The following is a 17,899-nucleotide window of genomic DNA, read 5'->3' as shown; positions in this document are numbered from 1 at the left end:
TGGTCGGCTGGTGGTCGGCTCAGGCCGGCTCGGGCTGGCAGCGCGGGCACCAGTACGCCGCCCGCTCGCGACCGGCGGGGCCGGTCATCGCGACCGCGACCGGCGTGCCGCACCGGCGGCACGGGGACCGGTCGCGCCGGTAGACCCACATCCGCTCGCGCTCGCGCAGGTTGCCCGTGGTCGACTGCACCGCGCGCTCCTTGTTGAGCTCGAGCATCTGCCGGCCGCGCCGCACCAACCGGGGCAGGGCGTCGACGTCGCCGACCGGGGTGCGCGGGTGGAGGCCCGCGACGAAGCAGAGCTCGGCCATGTACATGTTGCCGATCCCGGCGAGGTTGCGCTGGTCGAGCAGGGCCTCGCCGAGCGGGCGGTCGGGCTCGGCGCGGAGCCGGGACAGGGCGACGTCCTCGCTCCAGTCGGGGCCGAGCAGGTCGGGCCCGAGGTGGCCGACGACCGAGCCCTCGTCGGCCGTCGCGAGCAGCTCGACGATGCCGAGCGAGAAGCCGACCGCGTGGGCTCCCTCGACGCCCAGGACGACGCGCGCCTGGTGGGCCGGTCGCTTCCAGCGCTCGCCGTCGCGGTGCACCCGCCAGGCCCCCTCCATCTTGAGGTGGGTGTGCAGCGTCCAGGCGGCGCCCTCGACGTCGGTGATCCGGGTGAGCAGGTGCTTGCCGCGCGACACGGTGGTCTCGACGGTGCCGCCGGTGAGGTCGACGGTCGCGTGCTGGGGGACCCGGAAGTCGGTGCGGGTCAGCTCCCGCCCGGACAGGGCCCGGTCGAGCAGCCGGGCTGCGCGGTAGACGGTGTCACCCTCGGGCACTGCGCAACCTCAGCCCCTGCGGGGTGGCCACGAAGCCGGCGTCGTCGAGGGCCGAGCGCAGCGGCGTCGCGCCGCCGCCCAGCACCGCGGCGCCGTCGGCCTTCTCCACCGTGAGCCGGCCGAGGGCTCCACGGCGGACCGTGTCGGCCAGGGCCCGCGCCGCCGGGTCGAGCAGGTCGGCCTCCTCGGACCAGGTGAGCAGGGTGCGACCGCCGCGCTCCACGTAGAGCACGAGGACGCCGTCGACCAGCACCACGATCGCCCCGGCCTTGCGGCCGGGGCGGTGCCCCGACTCCGACGCCGGCCAGGGCAGGGCGGCGCCGTAGGGGTTGGCGGGGTCGGTGGCCGCCATCGCGACCGACGTCGGCGCCGTGCCGCCGTCGGCGCCCTGGGTGCCGGGTGCGTCGGTGAAGGTGCGCAGCCGGTCGATCGCGCCCGCCGTGCCGAACTGCGCCGCGCCGAGACCGTCGACGAAGTAGCCGCGGCGGCAGCGGCCGGAGTCCTCGAAGGCCGACAGGACCTTGTAGACCGCCGCGAACCCGCCGGGCACCCGCTCGCTGACGACGGCGCCCCGGATCACCACGCCGTGCCGCTCGAGCAGGCGCTCGGCGGTGGCCTTGGCCCGGCGGGTGGGGTCGGTGTCGAGCTCGGGCAGCAGCGCCCAGCGTCCGGCGGTCTCGGGCGGGCCGGTGCGGTTGACCCGGCCCGGTCGCGGTGGCGGGCGCCGGGTGCGGTGGGTGGTGCGGCCCCCGCCGGTGAGGGCGCGCAGCGGGGTGAGCGTGTCGTTGCTGACCCGGCCCGCCCACACGAGCTCCCACAGCGCCGCGCTGATGGCCTGGTCGGAGGTCGTCGGCTTCGCGAGCGCGGACCGGACGGTGGCGGCGAGCTGGTGGAAGAACCAGGCCCCGCCGCCCTCCAGCGCGTGCAGGGTCGCCTCCTGGAGCTCACCGGCCTCGAACGCGGCGTGCTCGGGGAGGGTCAGGTGGGCCTGGTCGGCCAGGTGCAGGCTGACCCAGCCGTCGTTGCCGGGCAGGGTGCCGTGGCCGGCCCAGATGACCTCGCCGGAGGCCGTCAGCTCGTCGAGGTAGGACGGCTCGTAGTCGCGCACCCGGGCGGCGAGGATCAGCGGCTCGAGCCCGGAGGCCGGGACGGGGCAGCCGGCCAGCTGGTCGATGGCGCTGACGACGCCGTCGACGCCCCGCAGGCCCTTGGTGGTGGTGAGGTGCTGCCAGGCGCCGAGGAAGCGGGCGAGGGCGGCCGGCTCGACGGGCTCGACCTCCTGGCGCAGCCGGGCCAGCGAGCGCCGTCGCAGCCGGCGCAGCACCTCGGCGTCGCACCACTCGGTGCCCGTGCCGGAGGGGCGGAACTCGCCGTCGAGCACCCGGCCCTGGGCGGCCAGGCGCTGCAGGGTGTGCCGGACGACGGCCGTGCCGAGACCGAGCCGCTCGGCGACGTCGTCGGTGGTGAAGGGGCCGTGGGTGCGGGCGAACCGGGCCACGAGGTCGGCCAGCGGGTCGTCGACCGGCTCGGCGAACACGTCGGGGGTGCCGGGCGGGACCGGGACGCCGAGCCCGTCGCGCAGCCGGCCGACGTCCTCGACGACGGCCCACCGGGGCACGCCGGACATCCGCACCTCGACGATGCGACGGGTCTCGACCAGCGCGGCGGTCCACTCCGCGACGCCCGCGGGCCCGGCGTCGTCGACGCTGCGGGCGACCACCTCGTCGGTCGACTGCGGACCGAGCAGCCGGAGCAGGTCGACGAGCCCCTCGGCGTTGCGGGCGCGCCGGTCGGGTGCGAGCCGCTGCAGCTCGGCCTCGACCTCGGTGAGGACGTCGGGGTCGAGCAGCTCGCGCAGCTCGGCGCGGCCGAGCAGCTCGGCGAGCAGGCCCTGGTCGAGCGACAGCGCGGCGGCCCGGCGCTCGGCGATGGGGGAGTCGCCCTCGTAGACGAACTGCGCGACGTAGCCGAAGAGCAGGCTGCGGGCGTACGGCGACGGGCTCGACGTCGCGATGTCGGTGACCTGCACCTCGCGGCGGTCGACGGCGCGCATCAGGGCAATGAGGGCGGGCAAGTCGTAGACGTCCTGGAGGCACTCGCGCACCGCCTCGAGCACGATCGGGAACGACGGGTACTTCGAGGCGACCTCGAGCAGCGCGGCGGCGCGCTGGCGCTGCTGCCACAACGGGGAGCGGCGTCCGGGGTCGCGGCGGGGGAGCAGCAGGGCGCGCGCGGCGCACTCGCGGAACCGCGCGGCGAACAGCGCGGAGCCACCCACCTCGGCGGTGACGACCTGCTCGATCTCCTCGGCGTCGAAGACGATCAGGTCGCCGGTGGGCGGCTCGGCGTCGGTGTCGGGGATCCGGATGACGATGCCGTCGTCGGAGGCCAGCGCCTGCCCGTCGACGCCGTAGCGCTCGCGCAGCCGCGCGTTGATGGCCAGCGCCCACGGCGCGTGCAGGGGCACGCCGTAGGGGGAGTGCACCACGAGCCGCCAGTCGCCCAGCTCGTCGCGGAACCGCTCGACGAGCAGCGTGGTGTCGCTGGGCAGGACGCGGGTCGCCTCGAGCTGCTCGTGGAGGTAGTCGACGAGGTTGCCGGCCGCCCACTCGTCGAGCCCGGCCTCGCGCGCGCGTCGGTGGCCGGCGGCCCTCGGCATCGCGCCCAGCTCGCGGGTGAACTCGCCGATCGCGGCCCCGAGCTCGGCCGGACGGCCCAGGGTGTCGCCCTTCCAGAACGGCAGCCGCCCAGGGATGCCGGGCGCCGGCGAGACGAGCACCCGGTCGTGGGTGATGTCCTCGATCCGCCAGCTCGTGGCGCCGAGGGCGAAGATGTCGCCGACGCGCGACTCGTAGACCATCTCCTCGTCGAGCTCGCCGACCCGCTTGCCCGGTCCCTGGCCGCCGACGAGGAAGACCCCGAAGAGGCCGCGGTCGGGGATGGTGCCGCCGCTGGTGACCGCGAGCCGCTGGGAGCCCGGCCGCCCGGTGAGGGTGTTGCCGACGCGGTCCCACACGATGCGGGGGCGGAGCTCGGCGAACTCGTCGCTGGGGTAGCGGCCGGCGAGCAGGTCGAGCGTGGCGTCGTAGGCCGAGCGGGGGAGCTGGGTGAACGGCGCGCTGCGGCGCACCAGCGCGAACAGCTCGTCGACGTCGACGGACTCGAGCGCGGTGGCGGCGACGACCTGCTGGGCCAGCACGTCGAGCGGGTTGGTGGGGATGCGCAGCGCCTCGATGCCGCCCGAGCGCATCCGCTGGACGGCGACCGCGGTCTGCGCGAGGTCGCCGCGGTGCTTGGGGTACAGGACGCCGCGCGAGACCTCGCCGACCTGGTGACCGGCGCGCCCGACGCGCTGGAGCGCGCTCGCGACCGACGGCGGCGACTCGATCTGGACGACGAGGTCGACCGCGCCCATGTCGATGCCGAGCTCGAGGCTGCTCGTCGCGACCACGGCCGGCAGCCGGCCCCGCTTGAGGTCGTCCTCGATGAGCGCCCGCTGCTCCTTGCTGACCGAGCCGTGGTGCGCCTTCGCGATCACGGTCTCGGCGCCCTTGCTCGCACCGGACTGGGCCATCACCTCGGCGGGCTGGCGGTCAGCCTCGGGGAGCGACCCCTCGGCGCGCGTCGTGGCGATCTCGTTGAGGCGGGCGGTCAGCCGCTCGGCGAGCCGGCGGGAGTTGGCGAAGACGATGGTCGAGGTGTGCTTCTCGATCAGGTCGACGACGCTCTCCTCGACGTGCGGCCAGATGCTGCCGTGGCCACCACCACCGTCGGCGTCGCCGTCCTCGTCGAAGTCGCCGGGCTGGGTCATGTCCTCGACGGGGACGACGACCTTGAGGTCCCACTGCTTCTCGGCCGGCGGCGCGACGATCTCGACCGGCGCACTGCCGCCCAGGAACCGGGCGACCTCCTCGAGCGGGCGCACCGTCGCGGACAGCCCGATGCGCTGGACCGGTCGCTCCAGCATCGCGTCGAGCCGCTCGAGCGACAGGGCGAGGTGGGCGCCGCGCTTGCTGCCGGCGACGGCGTGGACCTCGTCGATGATGACGGTCTCGAGCCCGCGCAGCGACTCGCGCGCCTGGCTGGTGAGCATCAGGAACAGCGACTCGGGGGTGGTGATGAGGATGTCGGGCGGCGTGGTCGACAGCTTGCGCCGGTCGGCGGCCGCGGTGTCGCCCGAGCGGACGCCGACGGTCACCTCCGGCAGCGGCGTGCCGAGCCGGTCGGCGGTGTGCCGGATGCCGGTGAGCGGAGCCCGCAGGTTGCGCTCGACGTCGACCCCGAGCGCCTTGAGCGGGCTGATGTAGAGCACCCGGGTGCGGTGCTTCTTCTCCTTCGGGGGCGCGCTGGTGAGCAGCCGGTCGATCGACCACAGGAACGCGCTGAGCGTCTTGCCCGACCCGGTCGGTGCGACCACCAGGGCGTGCCGGCCCTGCCCGATCGCCGTCCACGCCCCGGCCTGGGCCGGGGTGGGCTCGGCGAAGGCCGCACCGAACCAGGTGCGGGTGGGCTCGCTGAACGCGGCGAGCGGGTCGACGTCGGGCATGGCGACAGTCTTGCTCAGACCGCCGACAGTCCCCATCGCCCGAGGGGGTCGCTCGCGGGCCGCCTCAGCGCTCGCAGGTGGCGGTCACCTCGGCGACGCACCGGTCGCGTCCGCGCAGTCCCGTGGCCCGGTCGCGCCCGGGTCCGCCGATGAGGACGTCGCCGGTGCTGGTCCCGATGAGCTCGTCGGCACCGCGGCCGCCGTTGCCGCGGAACTGGTGGTAGGGGTTGTAGCAGGTCCGGTCGACCGGCCCCCGGCCGGAGATCGAGATCCAGATGCCGTCGATCGTGTCGGCGCCGCCCCCGCCGCGCACGGTCCCGCACACCGCCTGCAGCAGGTTCGGGCCTCGGTCGCCGACGAGGACGCCGCCGTCCTGGTCGTCGAGGGAGGCGCCCTCGAACCCCGCGACCCGGGTGGCCGGCGTCGTGGGCTTCGCACCGACGCGGGTGATCACACCGCGGGCCAGGTCGACCAGCGGCCGCGACTCCCCGAAGGTGCGGGCGGCCGCCACCAGGTGGTCGGTGCCGGTGCCAGCGTCGATCCGACCGCGGTGGACGCCGGCGTTGTCGATCTCGAGCCGGTCGCCGCCGCCGCCGAGGGCGATGTCGACCGACCGGGCGCCCCCGACGGTCACGCGGTCGGGACCGCCGGTGCCGATCACCTCGGCGCGCGCGCTCCCCGCGCGCGGCCCGAACTGCACCTCGTGCTGCTCGAAGCCGCTCCTCTCCCCGGCCACGGCGACGCCGTCGACCTCGAGGCCGCCGGTGCGGAGGTCGAGGCGCACCCGCGACGTGGAGAGCGCGGAGAGCCCGAGCCGGTCGTGGTCGCCGGCGCCGCCCCGGATCGTCGTCCGGTCGGGGATCGTGGCCAGCAGGGGCTCGAGGAGCACCTGGTCCCGGCTGCTGCCGAGGCGCACGTCGGTCGCCGGGAACACGCCGGGGCCGTAGAAGCGGGAGCCGTCGTACTGGACGTAGTCGGGACCCGCCCCGGTCTCGATCCGGTCGACGTCGCTCGCACCGGTGGGCGAGCGCAGGACCTGCACGTTGTCGCGGCCGTTGCCGCCGAGCACCACGTCGCTCCCGGCGCCGGGGTCCAGGAGGGTCTCGGCCCGGCGGGCCAGGACGACCAGGACGTCGTCGCCGTCGCCGCCGTCGACGGCCACGCTCTGGAGCCGCGGCCCGGTGACGCAGACCAGGTCGTCGCCGCCCATCGCGGAGACCGAGGCGCTCCCCGCCGTCACGATCACGTCGTCGCCGGGGGTGCCCTCCAGGGCGGTGTCGTCGCTGCCGACCAGGGTGGCGGCCCGGCCCTGGCAGGTCGGTGGGTCCGTGGACTCAGCCCCGGCGGGGCTCGTGGGGGCGCTCACCGCCGCGACGGCGAGGGCGAGCGGGACGAGCAGCGAGACGGTACGGCGCACGTGGACTCCGAGAGGGTGAGGCGGGGTGGTCCCCGGAGGGTGTCACCGGGCGGGTGCGGTCAAACCCGCCCGGCGCCCCTCACCCGGTCGTGGGACGCAGCATCGGGGGCTGGACCTCGGTCGCGGTGCCGCGCCGGTAGAGCAGCGCCGGCCGTCCGCCGGCGCCGCCCGGGCTGCCGGGGCGCGGGTCGTCGGTGGCGACGACGAACCCGTCGGTGCCGAGCACCTTGCGGCGGAAGTTGCCGAGGTCGGGCGGCGTGCCCCAGACGGCGGTGTAGACCCGGCGCAGCTCGGGGAGCGTGAACGGCTCGGCCACGAAGTCGAGCGCGAGCGTCGTGTACTCGAGCTTGGCGCGGATCCGCTCGCGGGCGTCGGTGAGGATCTCGGCGTGGTCGAAGGCCAGGACGGGCGCGTCCGGGGCGGCCTGGTCGGGGTGGGGCAGGACGTCGTCGACGGCCCACCAGCGCGCGCCGGCGGCGTCCGACCCGGCCGAGGGCTCCGGGAGGTCGGGGGCGAAGGCGACGTGGGCGACGGACACGACGCGCATGCGGGGGTCGCGGTCGGGGGCGGAGTAGGTGCGCAGCTGCTCGAGGTGGCCCTCGAAGCGGTCGACCCCGGTCTCCTCGCGCAGCTCGCGCCAGGCGGCCGTCTCGGCGTCCTCGTCGGGCTCGACGAAGCCGCCCGGCAGCGCCCAGGAGCCGGCGAACGGCTCGGCGCCGCGCTCGACGAGCAGCACCGCGAGGGCGCCGTCGCGGATGGTGAAGACGGCCAGGTCGACGGTGACGGCGAACGGGGGGTGCTCGGAGGTGTAGGTCCTCCGGTTCTCGGGCGTGCTCATGCCGTGGCCCCCGCGTCGGTCATCTCGCGCAGCGCGGTCGCGCTCGAGTCGGGTGCGACGCCGGCGTGCATGCCCGGCAGCAGGTGCACCGCCAGGCCGTGGCGGCGGGCGTCGAGCACCGTGGCGCGAACGCAGTAGTCGGTGGCGATCCCGACGACGTCGACCTCGGTGACGCCGAGCCCGTCGAGCAGGTCGGGCAGAAGGACGCCGTCGGCGGTGACGCCCTCGAAGGCGCTGTAGGCGGCCTCGCCCATCCCCTTGCGGACGTGGTGGGTGACCGCGTCGGTGACCAGCTCGGGGGCGTAGTCGCTGCCCCCGGTGGTCGAGACGCAGTGGACCGGCCAGGTGTGCACGAAGTCGGGGTCGGTGCCCGGCTCGGCGAAGTGACCGTCGTTGGTGCCGTGGGCGTCGTGCCAGTCGCGCGAGGCGACGACGGCGGTGTACTCGTCCGCGTGGGCGGCGAGGTGGTCGCTGATCGCGGTGGCGACCGCGCGTCCGCCGTCGACGGCGAGCGAGCCGCCCTCGACGAAGTCGTTCTGCACGTCGACGACGATGAGTGCCTTCATGACGTTGCTCCTTCGGTGACGGTGAGGTGGGACGGGCCCGCGGCGACGCTGCGCGCCTGCGGCGGGAGGGTGGCGAGCGCGGCGGCGCAGTGGGCGCGCACCGCCTCGAGGTCGGGGGAGTGCACGGTGCGCCCACCCCGGAAGGCGGCGACCTGGACCGGGGTCGCCTCGGCGGGGACCGCGTCACCGGTGGTGAACCACTCGCCGGTCAGGACGCCGTCGTCGTGGGTGCGGTAGGCCGTCTTGCGCCCGCCGACCGAGACCTTGTCGTGCGACTTCTTGGCGACCGGTCGGAGCGGTCCGTCGGGTGCGTCGGCGACCGCGACGAGCTTGTAGACCATGCTCGCGGTGGGGTGGCCCGAGCCGGTGGCCACCCGGGTGCCGACGCCGTAGCCGTCGATGGGCGCGTCGGCGAGCGCGGTGATGACGTACTCGTCGATGTCGCTGGTCGCGGTGATCCGGGTGCCGGTGGCGCCCAGCTCGTCGAGCAGCCGGCGGGCCGCGGTCGCCTCGTCCGCGAGGTCGCCGGAGTCGATGCGGATCGCACCGAGGCCGGTGCCGGCGACCGCGACCGCGTTGCGGATGCCCTGCTCGGTGTCGTAGGTGTCGACGAGCAGCGTGGTGCCCACGCCCTGCGCCTCGACCTGGCTGCGGAACGCCTCGACCTCGGATGTGTGGGCCAGGGTGAAGGCGTGGGCGGCGGTGCCGACGGTCGGGACGCCGTGACGTCGGCCGGCGGCGAGGTTGCTGGTGGAGGCGAACCCGGCGACGTAGGCGACCCGGGCCACGGCGACCGCGGCCTCCTCGTGGGTGCGCCGGCTGCCCATCTCGACCAGCGGCCGGTCCCCGGCCGCGACCGCCATCCGGGCGGCGGCGCTGGCGATCGCGCTGTCGTGGTTGAGCACGCTGAGCACGAGCGTCTCGAGCAGCACGCCCTCGCCGAGGGTGCACCGCACGCTGAGCACCGGGCTGCCGGGGAAGTAGAGGTCACCCTCGGGGTAGGCGTCGATGTCGCCCCGGAACCGGAAGTCGCGCAGGTACTCGGCGGTCGCCTCGTTGATGACGCCCTCGGCGAGCAGCCACGCGATCTCGTCGGCGTCGAAGGTGAACCGCTCGATCATGGGGAGCAGCCGGCCGAGGCCGCCGAGGACGCCGTAGCGACGGCCCTCGGGGAGGCGACGGGCGAACGCCTCGAACACCGCGGGGTGCTCGGCGCTGCCGTCGGTGACGAACGAGGTGAGCATGGTCAGCTCGTAGCGGTCGGTCAGCAGGCCCGGGGAGACCGTCAGGTCGGGGGTGTCGGGTGGGAGGGTCATCTGCGCTCCTGGCTTGTAGTCATTCTGACTATAACACGAGGGTGTCGACGCACCTAGAGTGCTCGTCGTGACGGCGACCGTGGGGGGCCTGCGCGGCGCGGTGCTGGCCGCCGAGTCCGCGCTCGGCTCCCGGGCCGCGGCCTGGGACGCCGTCCTCGCTGTCGTGGCCGACGCCCACGGGCTCGGCGGTGCCCCGACCGGCGCCGCGGACGACGTCCTGGCGCCCTGGCGGGACCCGGCGGCCGCCGAGCAGCTGGGCGTCGTGCACGAGTCGCTGCTCGACGACCGCGGCCGCTCCGGCTCGTTCTACACCCCCGCGCCGCTCGTCGCGTGGCTCCTCGACCGCGCCCTCGGCCCGGTGGTCGACCCGGTGGTCGACCAGGTGGTCGACCAGGTCGTCGCCGGGTGGGTGCCGCGGGTGCTCGACCCGGCGTGCGGCACCGGCAACGTGCTGCTCGCCGCCCTGCGCCGGCTGGGGCCGGGGGCCGTCGACCGGGTCCACGGCACCGACCTCGACCCGGTGGCGGTCGCCATCACCCGGCTGCGGCTCCGCCTCGCGGTCCCGGACGTCGAGCCGGCGGTCCTCGAGCGCACGGTCCGGGTCGCCGACGGCCTCGGTGCCCACCCGGGGGCGCCCTACGACGCGGTGGTCGGCAACCCGCCGTTCCTCGGCCAGCTGCGCAGCCGCACGGCCGGGCGGAGCTCCCACCAGCTCGGCGGCGCGGCCGGGCTGGGCGCCTACACCGACACGAGCGCGGCGTTCCTGCACCACTCGCTCGGCCTGGTGCGGCCCGGGGGCGTGGTCGCGCTGGTGCAGCCGCTGTCGCTGCTGGCCGCGCGCGACGCGGGACGGGTGCGCGCCGCCGTCCGCGAGCGGGGCGCGGTGACGGCGTTCTGGACGTCGACGACGCCGGTGTTCACCGGCACGCCCGTGCGCACCTGCGCGCCCGTCGTCACGGTCGCCGCCGAGCAGGGACTCGTGCCGACCTGGACCGGCCCGGGCGCCGTGCCCGGCCCGGACGTCGTCCTGCCCGAGGGGGAGTGGGGCGCCCTGGCGGCACCGGCGCTCGGCGTCCCGGCCGTGCGGCCGCGCAGCGCGGGCGTGCTCGGCGACCTCGGCTCCTGCCACGGCGACTTCCGCGACCAGTACTACGGCCTGGTGCCCTTCGTCCGCGACGGCGGCGCCGGCTCGCCGCTGGTCACCTCGGGCCTCATCGACCCCGCCCGCTCCCGCTGGGGCGAGGCGCCGACCCGTTTCGCCAAGCAGGCCTTCGGCGCCCCGACCGTCGACCTAGCCGCCCTGCACGCCGACGGCGCCCTCTCGGCGTGGGTCGCGCGCCGGCTGGTGCCCAAGGTCCTCGTCGCCACCCAGGGCCGGGTCATCGAGGCGGTCGTCGACCGCGAGGGCACCTGGCTGCCGTCGGTGCCGGTGCTCTCACTCTCGCCGCCGGCCGACCGCCTGTGGCACGCGCTCGCGGTGCTGCTCGCCCCGCCGGTCGTCGCGCTCGCCGCCGCCCGGTACGCCGGCACCGCGCTGTCGGTGACCTCGATCAAGCTCAGCGCCCGCCAGGTCGCCGACCTGCCGCTGCCCGCCGACACGAGCGCCTGGGACGACGCCGCCCGCCTCGCCCGCCTCGCGCAGGACGCCGGCGACGACGTCCGCCACGGTGCCCTGCTGGCCGTCGCGGAGCGGATGTGCGAGGCCTACGACGACCACCGGGCGCTGGCGTGGTGGACCGGCCGCCTGGAGGCCCGGGTGCGCCGGCCGCGCTGAGGGCCGACCGCCCCGCGGAGTTCACGCCCCCACAACGCCTCGTTCACCCGCCCCGAACCTCGCCGTCGCAGATTAGGATCGACGCAGAAGGGGGTGCGGCGCCCATGACCACGTTGACCGGATCGGTGCTGCTCTACAACGCCTCCTTCGAGCCGCTGGGCCGGGTCAGCTTCAAGCACGCGGTCAAGATGCTGGTCCGCGAGGTCGCCGTGGTCCACGAGGCGCACCCCGAGCGGATGATCGGTCCCTACCAGTGGCCGCGCGCGCTGCGGCTGGTCCGCTACGTCGCCACCAAGTGGCTCTACCGGCCCGCCGGCTACACCCGCCACGGCGTCCTGGCGCGCGACCGGCACCGCTGCGCCTACTGCAACGGCCGCGCCGACACCATCGACCACCTGCTCCCGCGCTCGCGCGGCGGCACCTGGACCTGGCTCAACACCGTCGCCGCCTGCGGCTCCTGCAACGAGCGCAAGGGCAACCGCACCCCCGCCGAGGCCGGCATGCGGCTGCGCCTCGACCCCTGGCACCCCACCCGCGCCCAGGTCGCGGCCTGGAGCTGAGCCCGGGGGCCGGGGTTTCCCCGGTCGACCGGGGAAGTCTGAACTTGGGGGCCGGGATCCCGGCCCCCAGGTTCAGGTTCAGCCCGTCCGGTGTGACGCGTGTGGCGAGCCCCGCGGACGACGTCAGCCCGGGTCGGCCGCGGCGCCGGCGTCGGGGTCTGTCAGCAGGTCGCGCAGCGGGGCCGGGACGGCGTCCAGCGGCACCGCCTCGGCGAGCAGGGCGGCGTAGGTGAGCTTGTGGCCGCTGCGGGCGCCGAGCCAGCGCCGCAGCCGCTGGTGCTCGGTCCGGTCGCGCTGGGCGGGCTGCTGAGCCATCCGGTCGTACGCCGTCCGCTCACCCTGGGCCTCGACGATCCCCAGCACCGCCGGGACCCCGACCGCGCGGATCAGCTCGTCCTCGAGGTCGGCGTCGCACACGAAGCGCCGCACCTCACCGGCCGACGGGCCGGCGTCCGCGAGCACGCGCTCGACGTGGGCCGACTCGGCGGCGTCGTGCAGCAGCCGCACGCCGTCCGGTCCGGTCGTCTGGTCGCGCAGCCGGGCGCGCAGGTTGGTGATGCCGTGCAGGACGACGACCTCGAGCGGCCCGGCCCCGAGCCGCCGCGCGAGCACCTCGACCGCGGCGCGGTCGCTGGCGCCCTCGACCAGGACCACCCTCACGCCGGCACCACCCGACGGCCCTCCACGTCGGACCCCCGCCTCAGCGGTGCACCCGCGCGAACAGCGCGGTGTCAACCCACCGGCCCAGCTTGTGACCGACCTCCGGGAGCACCCCGACCCGCTCGAACCCGCACGCGCGGTGCAGGGCCTCGCTCGCCGGGTTCGGCAGCGCCACGACCGCGAGCACCGTGTGGACGCCGTCGGCGACGAGCCGGTCGAGCAGGACGTCGTAGAGGGCCCGGCCGGCGCCGCGACCGCGGGCCTGCTCGGCGAGGTAGACCGACGTCTCGCGGGTGCGGTCGTAGGCGGGGCGGGGACGGTAGGTCGAGGAGTAGGCGTAGCCGACCACGTCGTTCCCGTCGACGGTCGCGGCGAGCAGGTGGTCACCGGTCCGGTCCGAGGCAAGGCGCTGCTCCCAGTACGACAGCGGTGCCGGCTCGAGGTCGAAGGTCGACAGCGCGGTGCGCACCTGCACGTCGTAGATCGCCTTGATCGTCGGGAGGTCGGAGCTCGTGGCGTCGCGGACGTCGACGGCGGAGGAGGACATGGCCGAATCCTGACGGAACGTGGCGGGAGGTCGAGCGCGGGGGAGCCGCGCCGCTGCCAGACTCCGGTGCATGCCCGACGCGCCGCCCTCGATCGTGCCCGACACCAAGGACTGGACCTGGGTGCTCGACGCGCCGTGCCCCGAGTGCGGCTTCGTGGCCGGCGACGTCGACGTCGCCCGGGTCGGCGACGCGATCCGGGCCGACGCCGCGACGTGGGCCCTCGCCCTCGAGCGGCCGGAGCCGTCGGTCCGGACGAGGCCGGAGGTGTGGTCGGTCACCGAGTACGCCTGCCACGTGCGCGACGTCCACGTGCTGTTCGCCGAACGGGTCCGCAGCATGCTCGACCAGGACGGCCCGCACTTCGCCAGCTGGGACCAGGACGCCACCGCCGTCGAGCGCGGCTACCACCTGGCCGAGCCCGACGTCGTCCGCTCCGAGCTGCTCACCGCCGCGGACGCCGTCGCCGCGCTCTACGACGGCGTGCCGGCCGCGGCGCTCGACCGGACCGGTTCCCGCAGCGACGGCAGCACCTTCACCGTCGCCTCGATCGCGCGCTACCACCTGCACGACGTCGTCCACCACAGCTGGGACGTGCGCTGAGCCCACCGCCCGCCGCGTACCGTGGGTTGGCGTGAGGCACACCGAGTTCTGGGCGCGCATGTCCGACGCCCTCGGAGACGTCTACCACCGCACGTGGGCCGACCAGGTGGTGCTCGCCGACCTCGACCGGCGCACCGCCCAGGAGGCGCTCGACGCCGGCGTCCCGCCGAAGCAGGTGTGGGCCGCGGTCTGGCGCGCCCTCGAGCTGCCGGCGACGAAGCGGTGACGGGCCCCCTGGCCGAGGTCGCCGTGATCGGCGGCTCCGGCTTCTACTCCTTCCTCGACGACCCGGTCGAGCACGTCGTCACCACCCCCTACGGCGACCCGTCGGCGCCGGTCTCGGTCGGTGAGGTGGCCGGGCGCCGGGTCGCGTTCCTGCCGCGGCACGGACCCCACCACGAGCACCCGCCGCACGCCATCCCGTACCGCGCGAACCTCTGGGCGCTGCGCTCGCTCGGCGTGCGCCAGGTCCTCGCCCCGTGCGCGGTCGGCGGGCTCGGCACCGACGTCGCGCCCGGTGACGTCGTCGTCCCCGACCAGCTCGTCGACCGGACCTTCCGCCGGGTCGGCTCCTACGTCGAGCGCGGCGCGGTGCACCTGCCCTTCGCCGACCCCTACTGCGCGGGTGTCTCCCAGGCCCTCGCGACGGCGGCCCCGGACGTGCGGGCCGGCGCCACGATGGTCGTCGTGGAGGGCCCGCGCTTCTCCACGCGCGCCGAGTCGCGGCACTACGCCGACCAGGGCTGGAGCCTGATCAACATGACCGGGGCGCCCGAGGCGGCCCTGGCCCGCGAGATGCGCCTCTGCTACGCCTCGATCGCGCTGGTCACCGACATGGACGCCGGCGCCGAGAGCGGCGCGGGGGTCGGCCAGGAGGAGGTCTTCGCCCGGTTCCGGGAGAACCTCTCGCGGCTGACCGGCCTGCTCTCGACCGCGATCGCGCAGCTGCCCGACCCGACCGGCTGCGCGTGCTCGAGCTGGGCCGACGACGTCGCGCTCACCTACGACGTCCCCGGCTGAGCCGGCCCGGCCGGGCCCAGGACGACCGGCACGTCCCGTCGCGACACGCTGGCGCGCGTGCCGAACACCTGTTCGAACCTGCGCTAGGTTTTCTCCACAGGCACGACGCGGAGCGAGGTTCTCCACAGGCACGACGGCGCTGACCAGGCGTTGTCGGTGGCTCCCTCTAGCGTCGTCGATGTGCCTGGAACCCGACGACTGACAAGGAAGTAACACCATGGCTGGTGGAGACCGCGACAAGGCCCTCGACACTGCTCTGCTCAACATCGAGAAGCAGTTCGGCAAGGGCTCGGTGATGCGCCTCGGCGACGAGACGCGCGCCCCCCTCGAGATCATCCCGACCGGATCCATCGCGCTCGACGTCGCGCTCGGCCTCGGTGGCCTCCCGCGCGGTCGCGTCGTGGAGATCTACGGCCCGGAGTCCTCGGGAAAGACGACGGTGGCGCTGCACGCCGTCGCCAACGCCCAGGCCGCCGGCGGCATCGTGGCCTTCATCGACGCCGAGCACGCGCTCGACCCCGACTACGCGAAGAACCTCGGCGTCGACACCGACGCCCTGCTGGTCTCCCAGCCCGACTCCGGTGAGCAGGCGCTCGAGATCGCCGACATGCTGATCCGCTCCGGCGCCCTCGACCTCATCGTCATCGACTCCGTCGCCGCGCTCGTGCCCCGCGCCGAGATCGAGGGCGAGATGGGCGACAGCCACGTCGGCCTGCAGGCCCGCCTGATGAGCCAGGCGCTGCGCAAGATGACCGGTGCGCTCAACAACTCCGGCACCACCGCCATCTTCATCAACCAGCTGCGCGAGAAGATCGGCGTGATGTTCGGCTCGCCGGAGACCACCACCGGTGGTCGCGCGCTGAAGTTCTACTCCTCGGTCCGCCTCGACGTGCGCCGCATCGAGACCCTCAAGGACGGCACCGACATGGTCGGCAACCGCACCCGGGTCAAGGTCGTGAAGAACAAGGTCGCCCCGCCGTTCAAGCAGGCCGAGTTCGACATCATGTACGGCAAGGGCATCAGCCGCGAGGGCGGCCTGATCGACGTCGGCGTCGAGGCGGGCATCATCCGCAAGGCCGGCGCCTGGTACACCTACGACGGCGACCAGCTCGGCCAGGGCAAGGAGAACGCCCGCACCTTCCTCAAGGACAACCCCGACCTCGCCAACGAGCTCGAGAAGAAGATCCTCGAGAAGCTCGGCGTCGGGCCCACCGTCGACGGCGACAAGACCGACGACGACGCCGACGACCTCACCGACACCCCCATCGGCGTCAATGACTTCTGAGTCCTGGCGCGGCGACGTCCACCAGGGCGTCGCCGCCTGGACCCGGCAGGCACGAGGTGCCCAGGCCGAGGTCGGCGACGGCACGAGGGCCTCGACCGGTCGCTCGGGCCGTCGCCGCGGCGGTGCCCCGGTCGACACCGAGGCCCTTGGCCCGGACGCCGACCCCGAGTCGGTGGCCCGCACGATCCTGCTCGACCAGCTCACCGGGCGGGCCCGCTCCCGCCACGAGCTGGCCGAGAAGCTGGCCGGCAAGGGCGTGCCCGACGACGTCGCCGTCCGGATGCTCGACCGGTTCGAGGAGATCGGCCTGATCGACGACGAGGCGTTCGCGCGGATGTGGATCAGCGGGCGTCAGTCGGCCAAGGGCCTGGCCCGGCGCGCCCTGGCCCAGGAGCTGCGGCGCAAGGGCATCGCCGACGAGGTGGCCCGCGACGCCCTCGACGAGGTCGACCCGGCCGAGGAGGAGGAGGCGGCCCGTGCCCTGGTGCGCAGGAAGCTGCGCTCGCTGAGCCGGGTCGACGACGTCACCGCGACCCGGCGCCTGGTCGGCATGCTGGCCCGCAAGGGCTACGGCCCGGGTCTCGCCCACGCCGTCGTCCGCGAGGAGCTCGCCGGTGCCGGCCGCGACGACGAGGTCCTCGGCGACCTCGCGGGCGACGAGTAGCCACCTCCGGCGGGCGGCCTACCGCTTCGGCGCCGCACCCGCCAGACTCGCTCATGTGAGTGCCGAGCGCGAGACCCTGACCTACCCCCTGTTCGGCGACGCCGTGCGCGACCTCGCCCACCAGGTCGTCGACTCCGGGTACGAGCCCGACCTGGTGCTGGCGATCGCCCGGGGCGGGCTCGGCCTGGCGATGGGGCTCGGCTACGCCCTCGACGTCAAGAACCTCTCGGCGGTCAACGTCGAGTTCTACACCGGCGTCGACGAGCGCCTGGCCGTCCCCATCCTGCTGCCGCCGACCCCGGCGGCGATCGACCTGTCGGGGCTGCGGGTCCTCATCGCCGACGACGTCAGCGACAGCGGCCGGACCCTGGAGCACGTGCGGGCCTTCATCGCCGACCACGTCGCGGACGCACGGATCGCGGTGATCTACGAGAAGCCGCAGACGATCGTCAAGGCCGACTACGTGTGGCGCCGCACCGATCGCTGGATCGACTTCCCGTGGTCGGTCGAGGGCCCGATCGTCGACCGCCGCGGCGGTCTCGCGCACTGACCGGGCCCGACGTGCCGGTCGAGGTCGCGGTCGCGACGCCCGACTCCGTCCGCCGCGGTGCGGTGGCGGCGGGGGAGGCGTGGCTCGCGACGGCTCGCCGCCTGGTGCCGGACGCCGTCGTCGACTCGGTCGCGCTCGACCTCTCCGGCCCGCTCAAGCGCTTCGTCGTCGACGTCGACCTCCGCGTCGCCGTCCGCCCGATGGTCCGCGGCGACCTGCCGGACGTCGTCCGGTGGCGCGCGGCCCCGCACGTGCACCGGTGGTGGGCCGGCGACGGGCCACCGACGCCCGCCGCGGTGCGGGAGCGCTACCTGCCCGCCATCGAGGGCGACGAGCCGACGCGGATGTGGGTGTGGGAGGTCAACGGGCGCTCGGTCGGACTGGTGCAGGACTACCGGATCGCCGACCACCCCGAGTACGCCCTGCTCACGCCCGACCCGACGGCGGTGGGGGTCGACTACCTCCTCGGCGAGGCCGACCGGGTTGGTCGCGGCCTGGGCACCCGCTGCCTGTGGGCGTGGGCCGTGCACGCCCGCGCGCGGTACCCCGACGTCGGGGCGTTCTTCGCCGCGCCCGACCACCGCAACCGGGCCTCGTTGCGGGTGCTGGCCAAGCTGGGCTTCGTCGAGGGTCTGTGGTTCGACGAGCCCCAGGAGGACGGCACGGTCGCGACCGTCGTCGGCTGCACCCTCGACGTCGGACGGGTGCTCGGCAGCGACGGCGATCCTCCCTAGG

Annotated in this window: 17 protein-coding genes; 9 read left to right on the top strand and 8 right to left on the bottom strand. The window is 75.1% G+C overall.

Translation table 11 applies throughout. From position 1 onward, the window contains the following. Positions 1–19 precede the first annotated feature (19 nt). From FE634_RS12535 to FE634_RS12510, 6 genes are all read right to left on the bottom strand, one after another. Positions 20–820 (bottom strand): DNA-formamidopyrimidine glycosylase family protein, encoded by an 801-nt coding sequence (locus tag FE634_RS12535; RefSeq protein ID WP_137293588.1) that lies wholly within the window; start codon positions 818–820, stop codon positions 20–22. Continuing rightward, positions 807–5,366, bottom strand: a complete 4,560-nt coding sequence (locus tag FE634_RS12530; RefSeq protein WP_148240648.1) for an ATP-dependent helicase — start codon at positions 5,364–5,366, stop codon at positions 807–809. The genes FE634_RS12535 and FE634_RS12530 overlap by 14 nt, the downstream gene beginning before the upstream one ends. A gap of 64 nt (positions 5,367–5,430) precedes the next feature. Further along, positions 5,431–6,783 (bottom strand): hypothetical protein, encoded by a 1,353-nt coding sequence (locus tag FE634_RS12525; RefSeq protein ID WP_148240647.1) that lies wholly within the window; start codon positions 6,781–6,783, stop codon positions 5,431–5,433. 79 nt (positions 6,784–6,862) lie between these two features. Beyond that, entirely contained in the window at positions 6,863–7,621 is a 759-nt protein-coding gene (locus FE634_RS12520; RefSeq protein ID WP_137293585.1) for an NUDIX hydrolase, read from the bottom strand. Next, the gene (locus FE634_RS12515; protein WP_138876068.1) at positions 7,618–8,187 is read right to left on the bottom strand and encodes an isochorismatase family protein; all 570 of its coding nucleotides are present in this window, start codon (positions 8,185–8,187) and stop codon (positions 7,618–7,620) included. The genes FE634_RS12520 and FE634_RS12515 overlap by 4 nt, the downstream gene beginning before the upstream one ends. Beyond that, positions 8,184–9,503: a nicotinate phosphoribosyltransferase gene (locus FE634_RS12510; RefSeq protein WP_148240646.1), complete on the bottom strand. Its 1,320-nt coding sequence runs from the start codon at positions 9,501–9,503 to the stop codon at positions 8,184–8,186. Before FE634_RS12510 ends, FE634_RS12515 begins: the two co-directional genes overlap by 4 nt. 67 nt (positions 9,504–9,570) lie before the next feature. Here FE634_RS12510 and FE634_RS12505 point away from each other — a divergent pair, with 67 nt between their 5' ends. Together FE634_RS12505 and FE634_RS12500 are read left to right on the top strand one after the other, a co-directional pair. After that, positions 9,571–11,277, top strand: a complete 1,707-nt coding sequence (locus FE634_RS12505; RefSeq protein WP_187366698.1) for an HsdM family class I SAM-dependent methyltransferase — start codon at positions 9,571–9,573, stop codon at positions 11,275–11,277. A 104-nt stretch (positions 11,278–11,381) separates the two neighbouring features. Then, positions 11,382–11,837, top strand: coding sequence for an HNH endonuclease (locus FE634_RS12500; RefSeq protein ID WP_137293581.1), 456 nt, complete (start codon positions 11,382–11,384; stop codon positions 11,835–11,837). 123 nt (positions 11,838–11,960) lie between these two features. On the opposite strand, the gene FE634_RS12495 is transcribed toward FE634_RS12500, so the two are convergent. Together FE634_RS12495 and FE634_RS12490 are read right to left on the bottom strand one after the other, a co-directional pair. Further along, complete coding sequence (locus FE634_RS12495; protein WP_138876065.1) at positions 11,961–12,497, bottom strand: toprim domain-containing protein; 537 nt, start codon at positions 12,495–12,497, stop codon at positions 11,961–11,963. Positions 12,498–12,537: 40 nt separating this feature from the next. Further along, entirely contained in the window at positions 12,538–13,044 is a 507-nt protein-coding gene (locus FE634_RS12490) for a GNAT family N-acetyltransferase (protein WP_138876064.1), read from the bottom strand. A 70-nt stretch (positions 13,045–13,114) separates the two neighbouring features. On the opposite strand from FE634_RS12490, the gene FE634_RS12485 reads away from it, so the two are divergent. The 7 genes from FE634_RS12485 to FE634_RS12455 all read left to right on the top strand — a co-directional run bounded on the left by FE634_RS12485 (position 13,115) and on the right by FE634_RS12455 (position 17,898). Continuing rightward, positions 13,115–13,645, top strand: coding sequence for a DinB family protein (locus FE634_RS12485; protein ID WP_138876063.1), 531 nt, complete (start codon positions 13,115–13,117; stop codon positions 13,643–13,645). A 31-nt stretch (positions 13,646–13,676) separates the two neighbouring features. Next, on the top strand, positions 13,677–13,871 hold the full coding sequence (locus FE634_RS12480; RefSeq protein ID WP_134768457.1) for a DUF3046 domain-containing protein: 195 nt from the start codon (positions 13,677–13,679) through the stop codon (positions 13,869–13,871). After that, positions 13,868–14,665 (top strand): S-methyl-5'-thioadenosine phosphorylase, encoded by a 798-nt coding sequence (locus FE634_RS12475; RefSeq protein WP_262347405.1) that lies wholly within the window; start codon positions 13,868–13,870, stop codon positions 14,663–14,665. The genes FE634_RS12480 and FE634_RS12475 overlap by 4 nt, the downstream gene beginning before the upstream one ends. A 217-nt stretch (positions 14,666–14,882) precedes the next feature. Further along, positions 14,883–15,950 carry a recombinase RecA gene (recA, locus tag FE634_RS12470; protein WP_137293577.1) on the top strand — a complete coding sequence of 356 codons (1,068 nt, stop codon included), beginning with the start codon at positions 14,883–14,885 and terminating at the stop codon, positions 15,948–15,950. After that, entirely contained in the window at positions 15,940–16,614 is a 675-nt protein-coding gene (locus FE634_RS12465; RefSeq protein ID WP_138876062.1) for a regulatory protein RecX, read from the top strand. Before recA ends, FE634_RS12465 begins: the two co-directional genes overlap by 11 nt. 55 nt (positions 16,615–16,669) lie before the next feature. Continuing rightward, the gene (locus FE634_RS12460) at positions 16,670–17,164 is read left to right on the top strand and encodes a phosphoribosyltransferase (protein ID WP_137293575.1); all 495 of its coding nucleotides are present in this window, start codon (positions 16,670–16,672) and stop codon (positions 17,162–17,164) included. Between the two features lie 11 nt (positions 17,165–17,175). Further along, positions 17,176–17,898 (top strand): GNAT family N-acetyltransferase, encoded by a 723-nt coding sequence (locus FE634_RS12455; RefSeq protein ID WP_138876061.1) that lies wholly within the window; start codon positions 17,176–17,178, stop codon positions 17,896–17,898. Position 17,899: the final 1 nt, after the last annotated feature.

This window comes from Nocardioides sp. S-1144, from assembly GCF_005954645.2.
GTDB lineage: Bacteria > Actinomycetota > Actinomycetes > Propionibacteriales > Nocardioidaceae > Nocardioides > Nocardioides dongxiaopingii.
The sequence above is the reverse complement of the archived record's forward strand: the minus strand, read 5'-3'. Positions and strand labels throughout refer to the sequence as shown.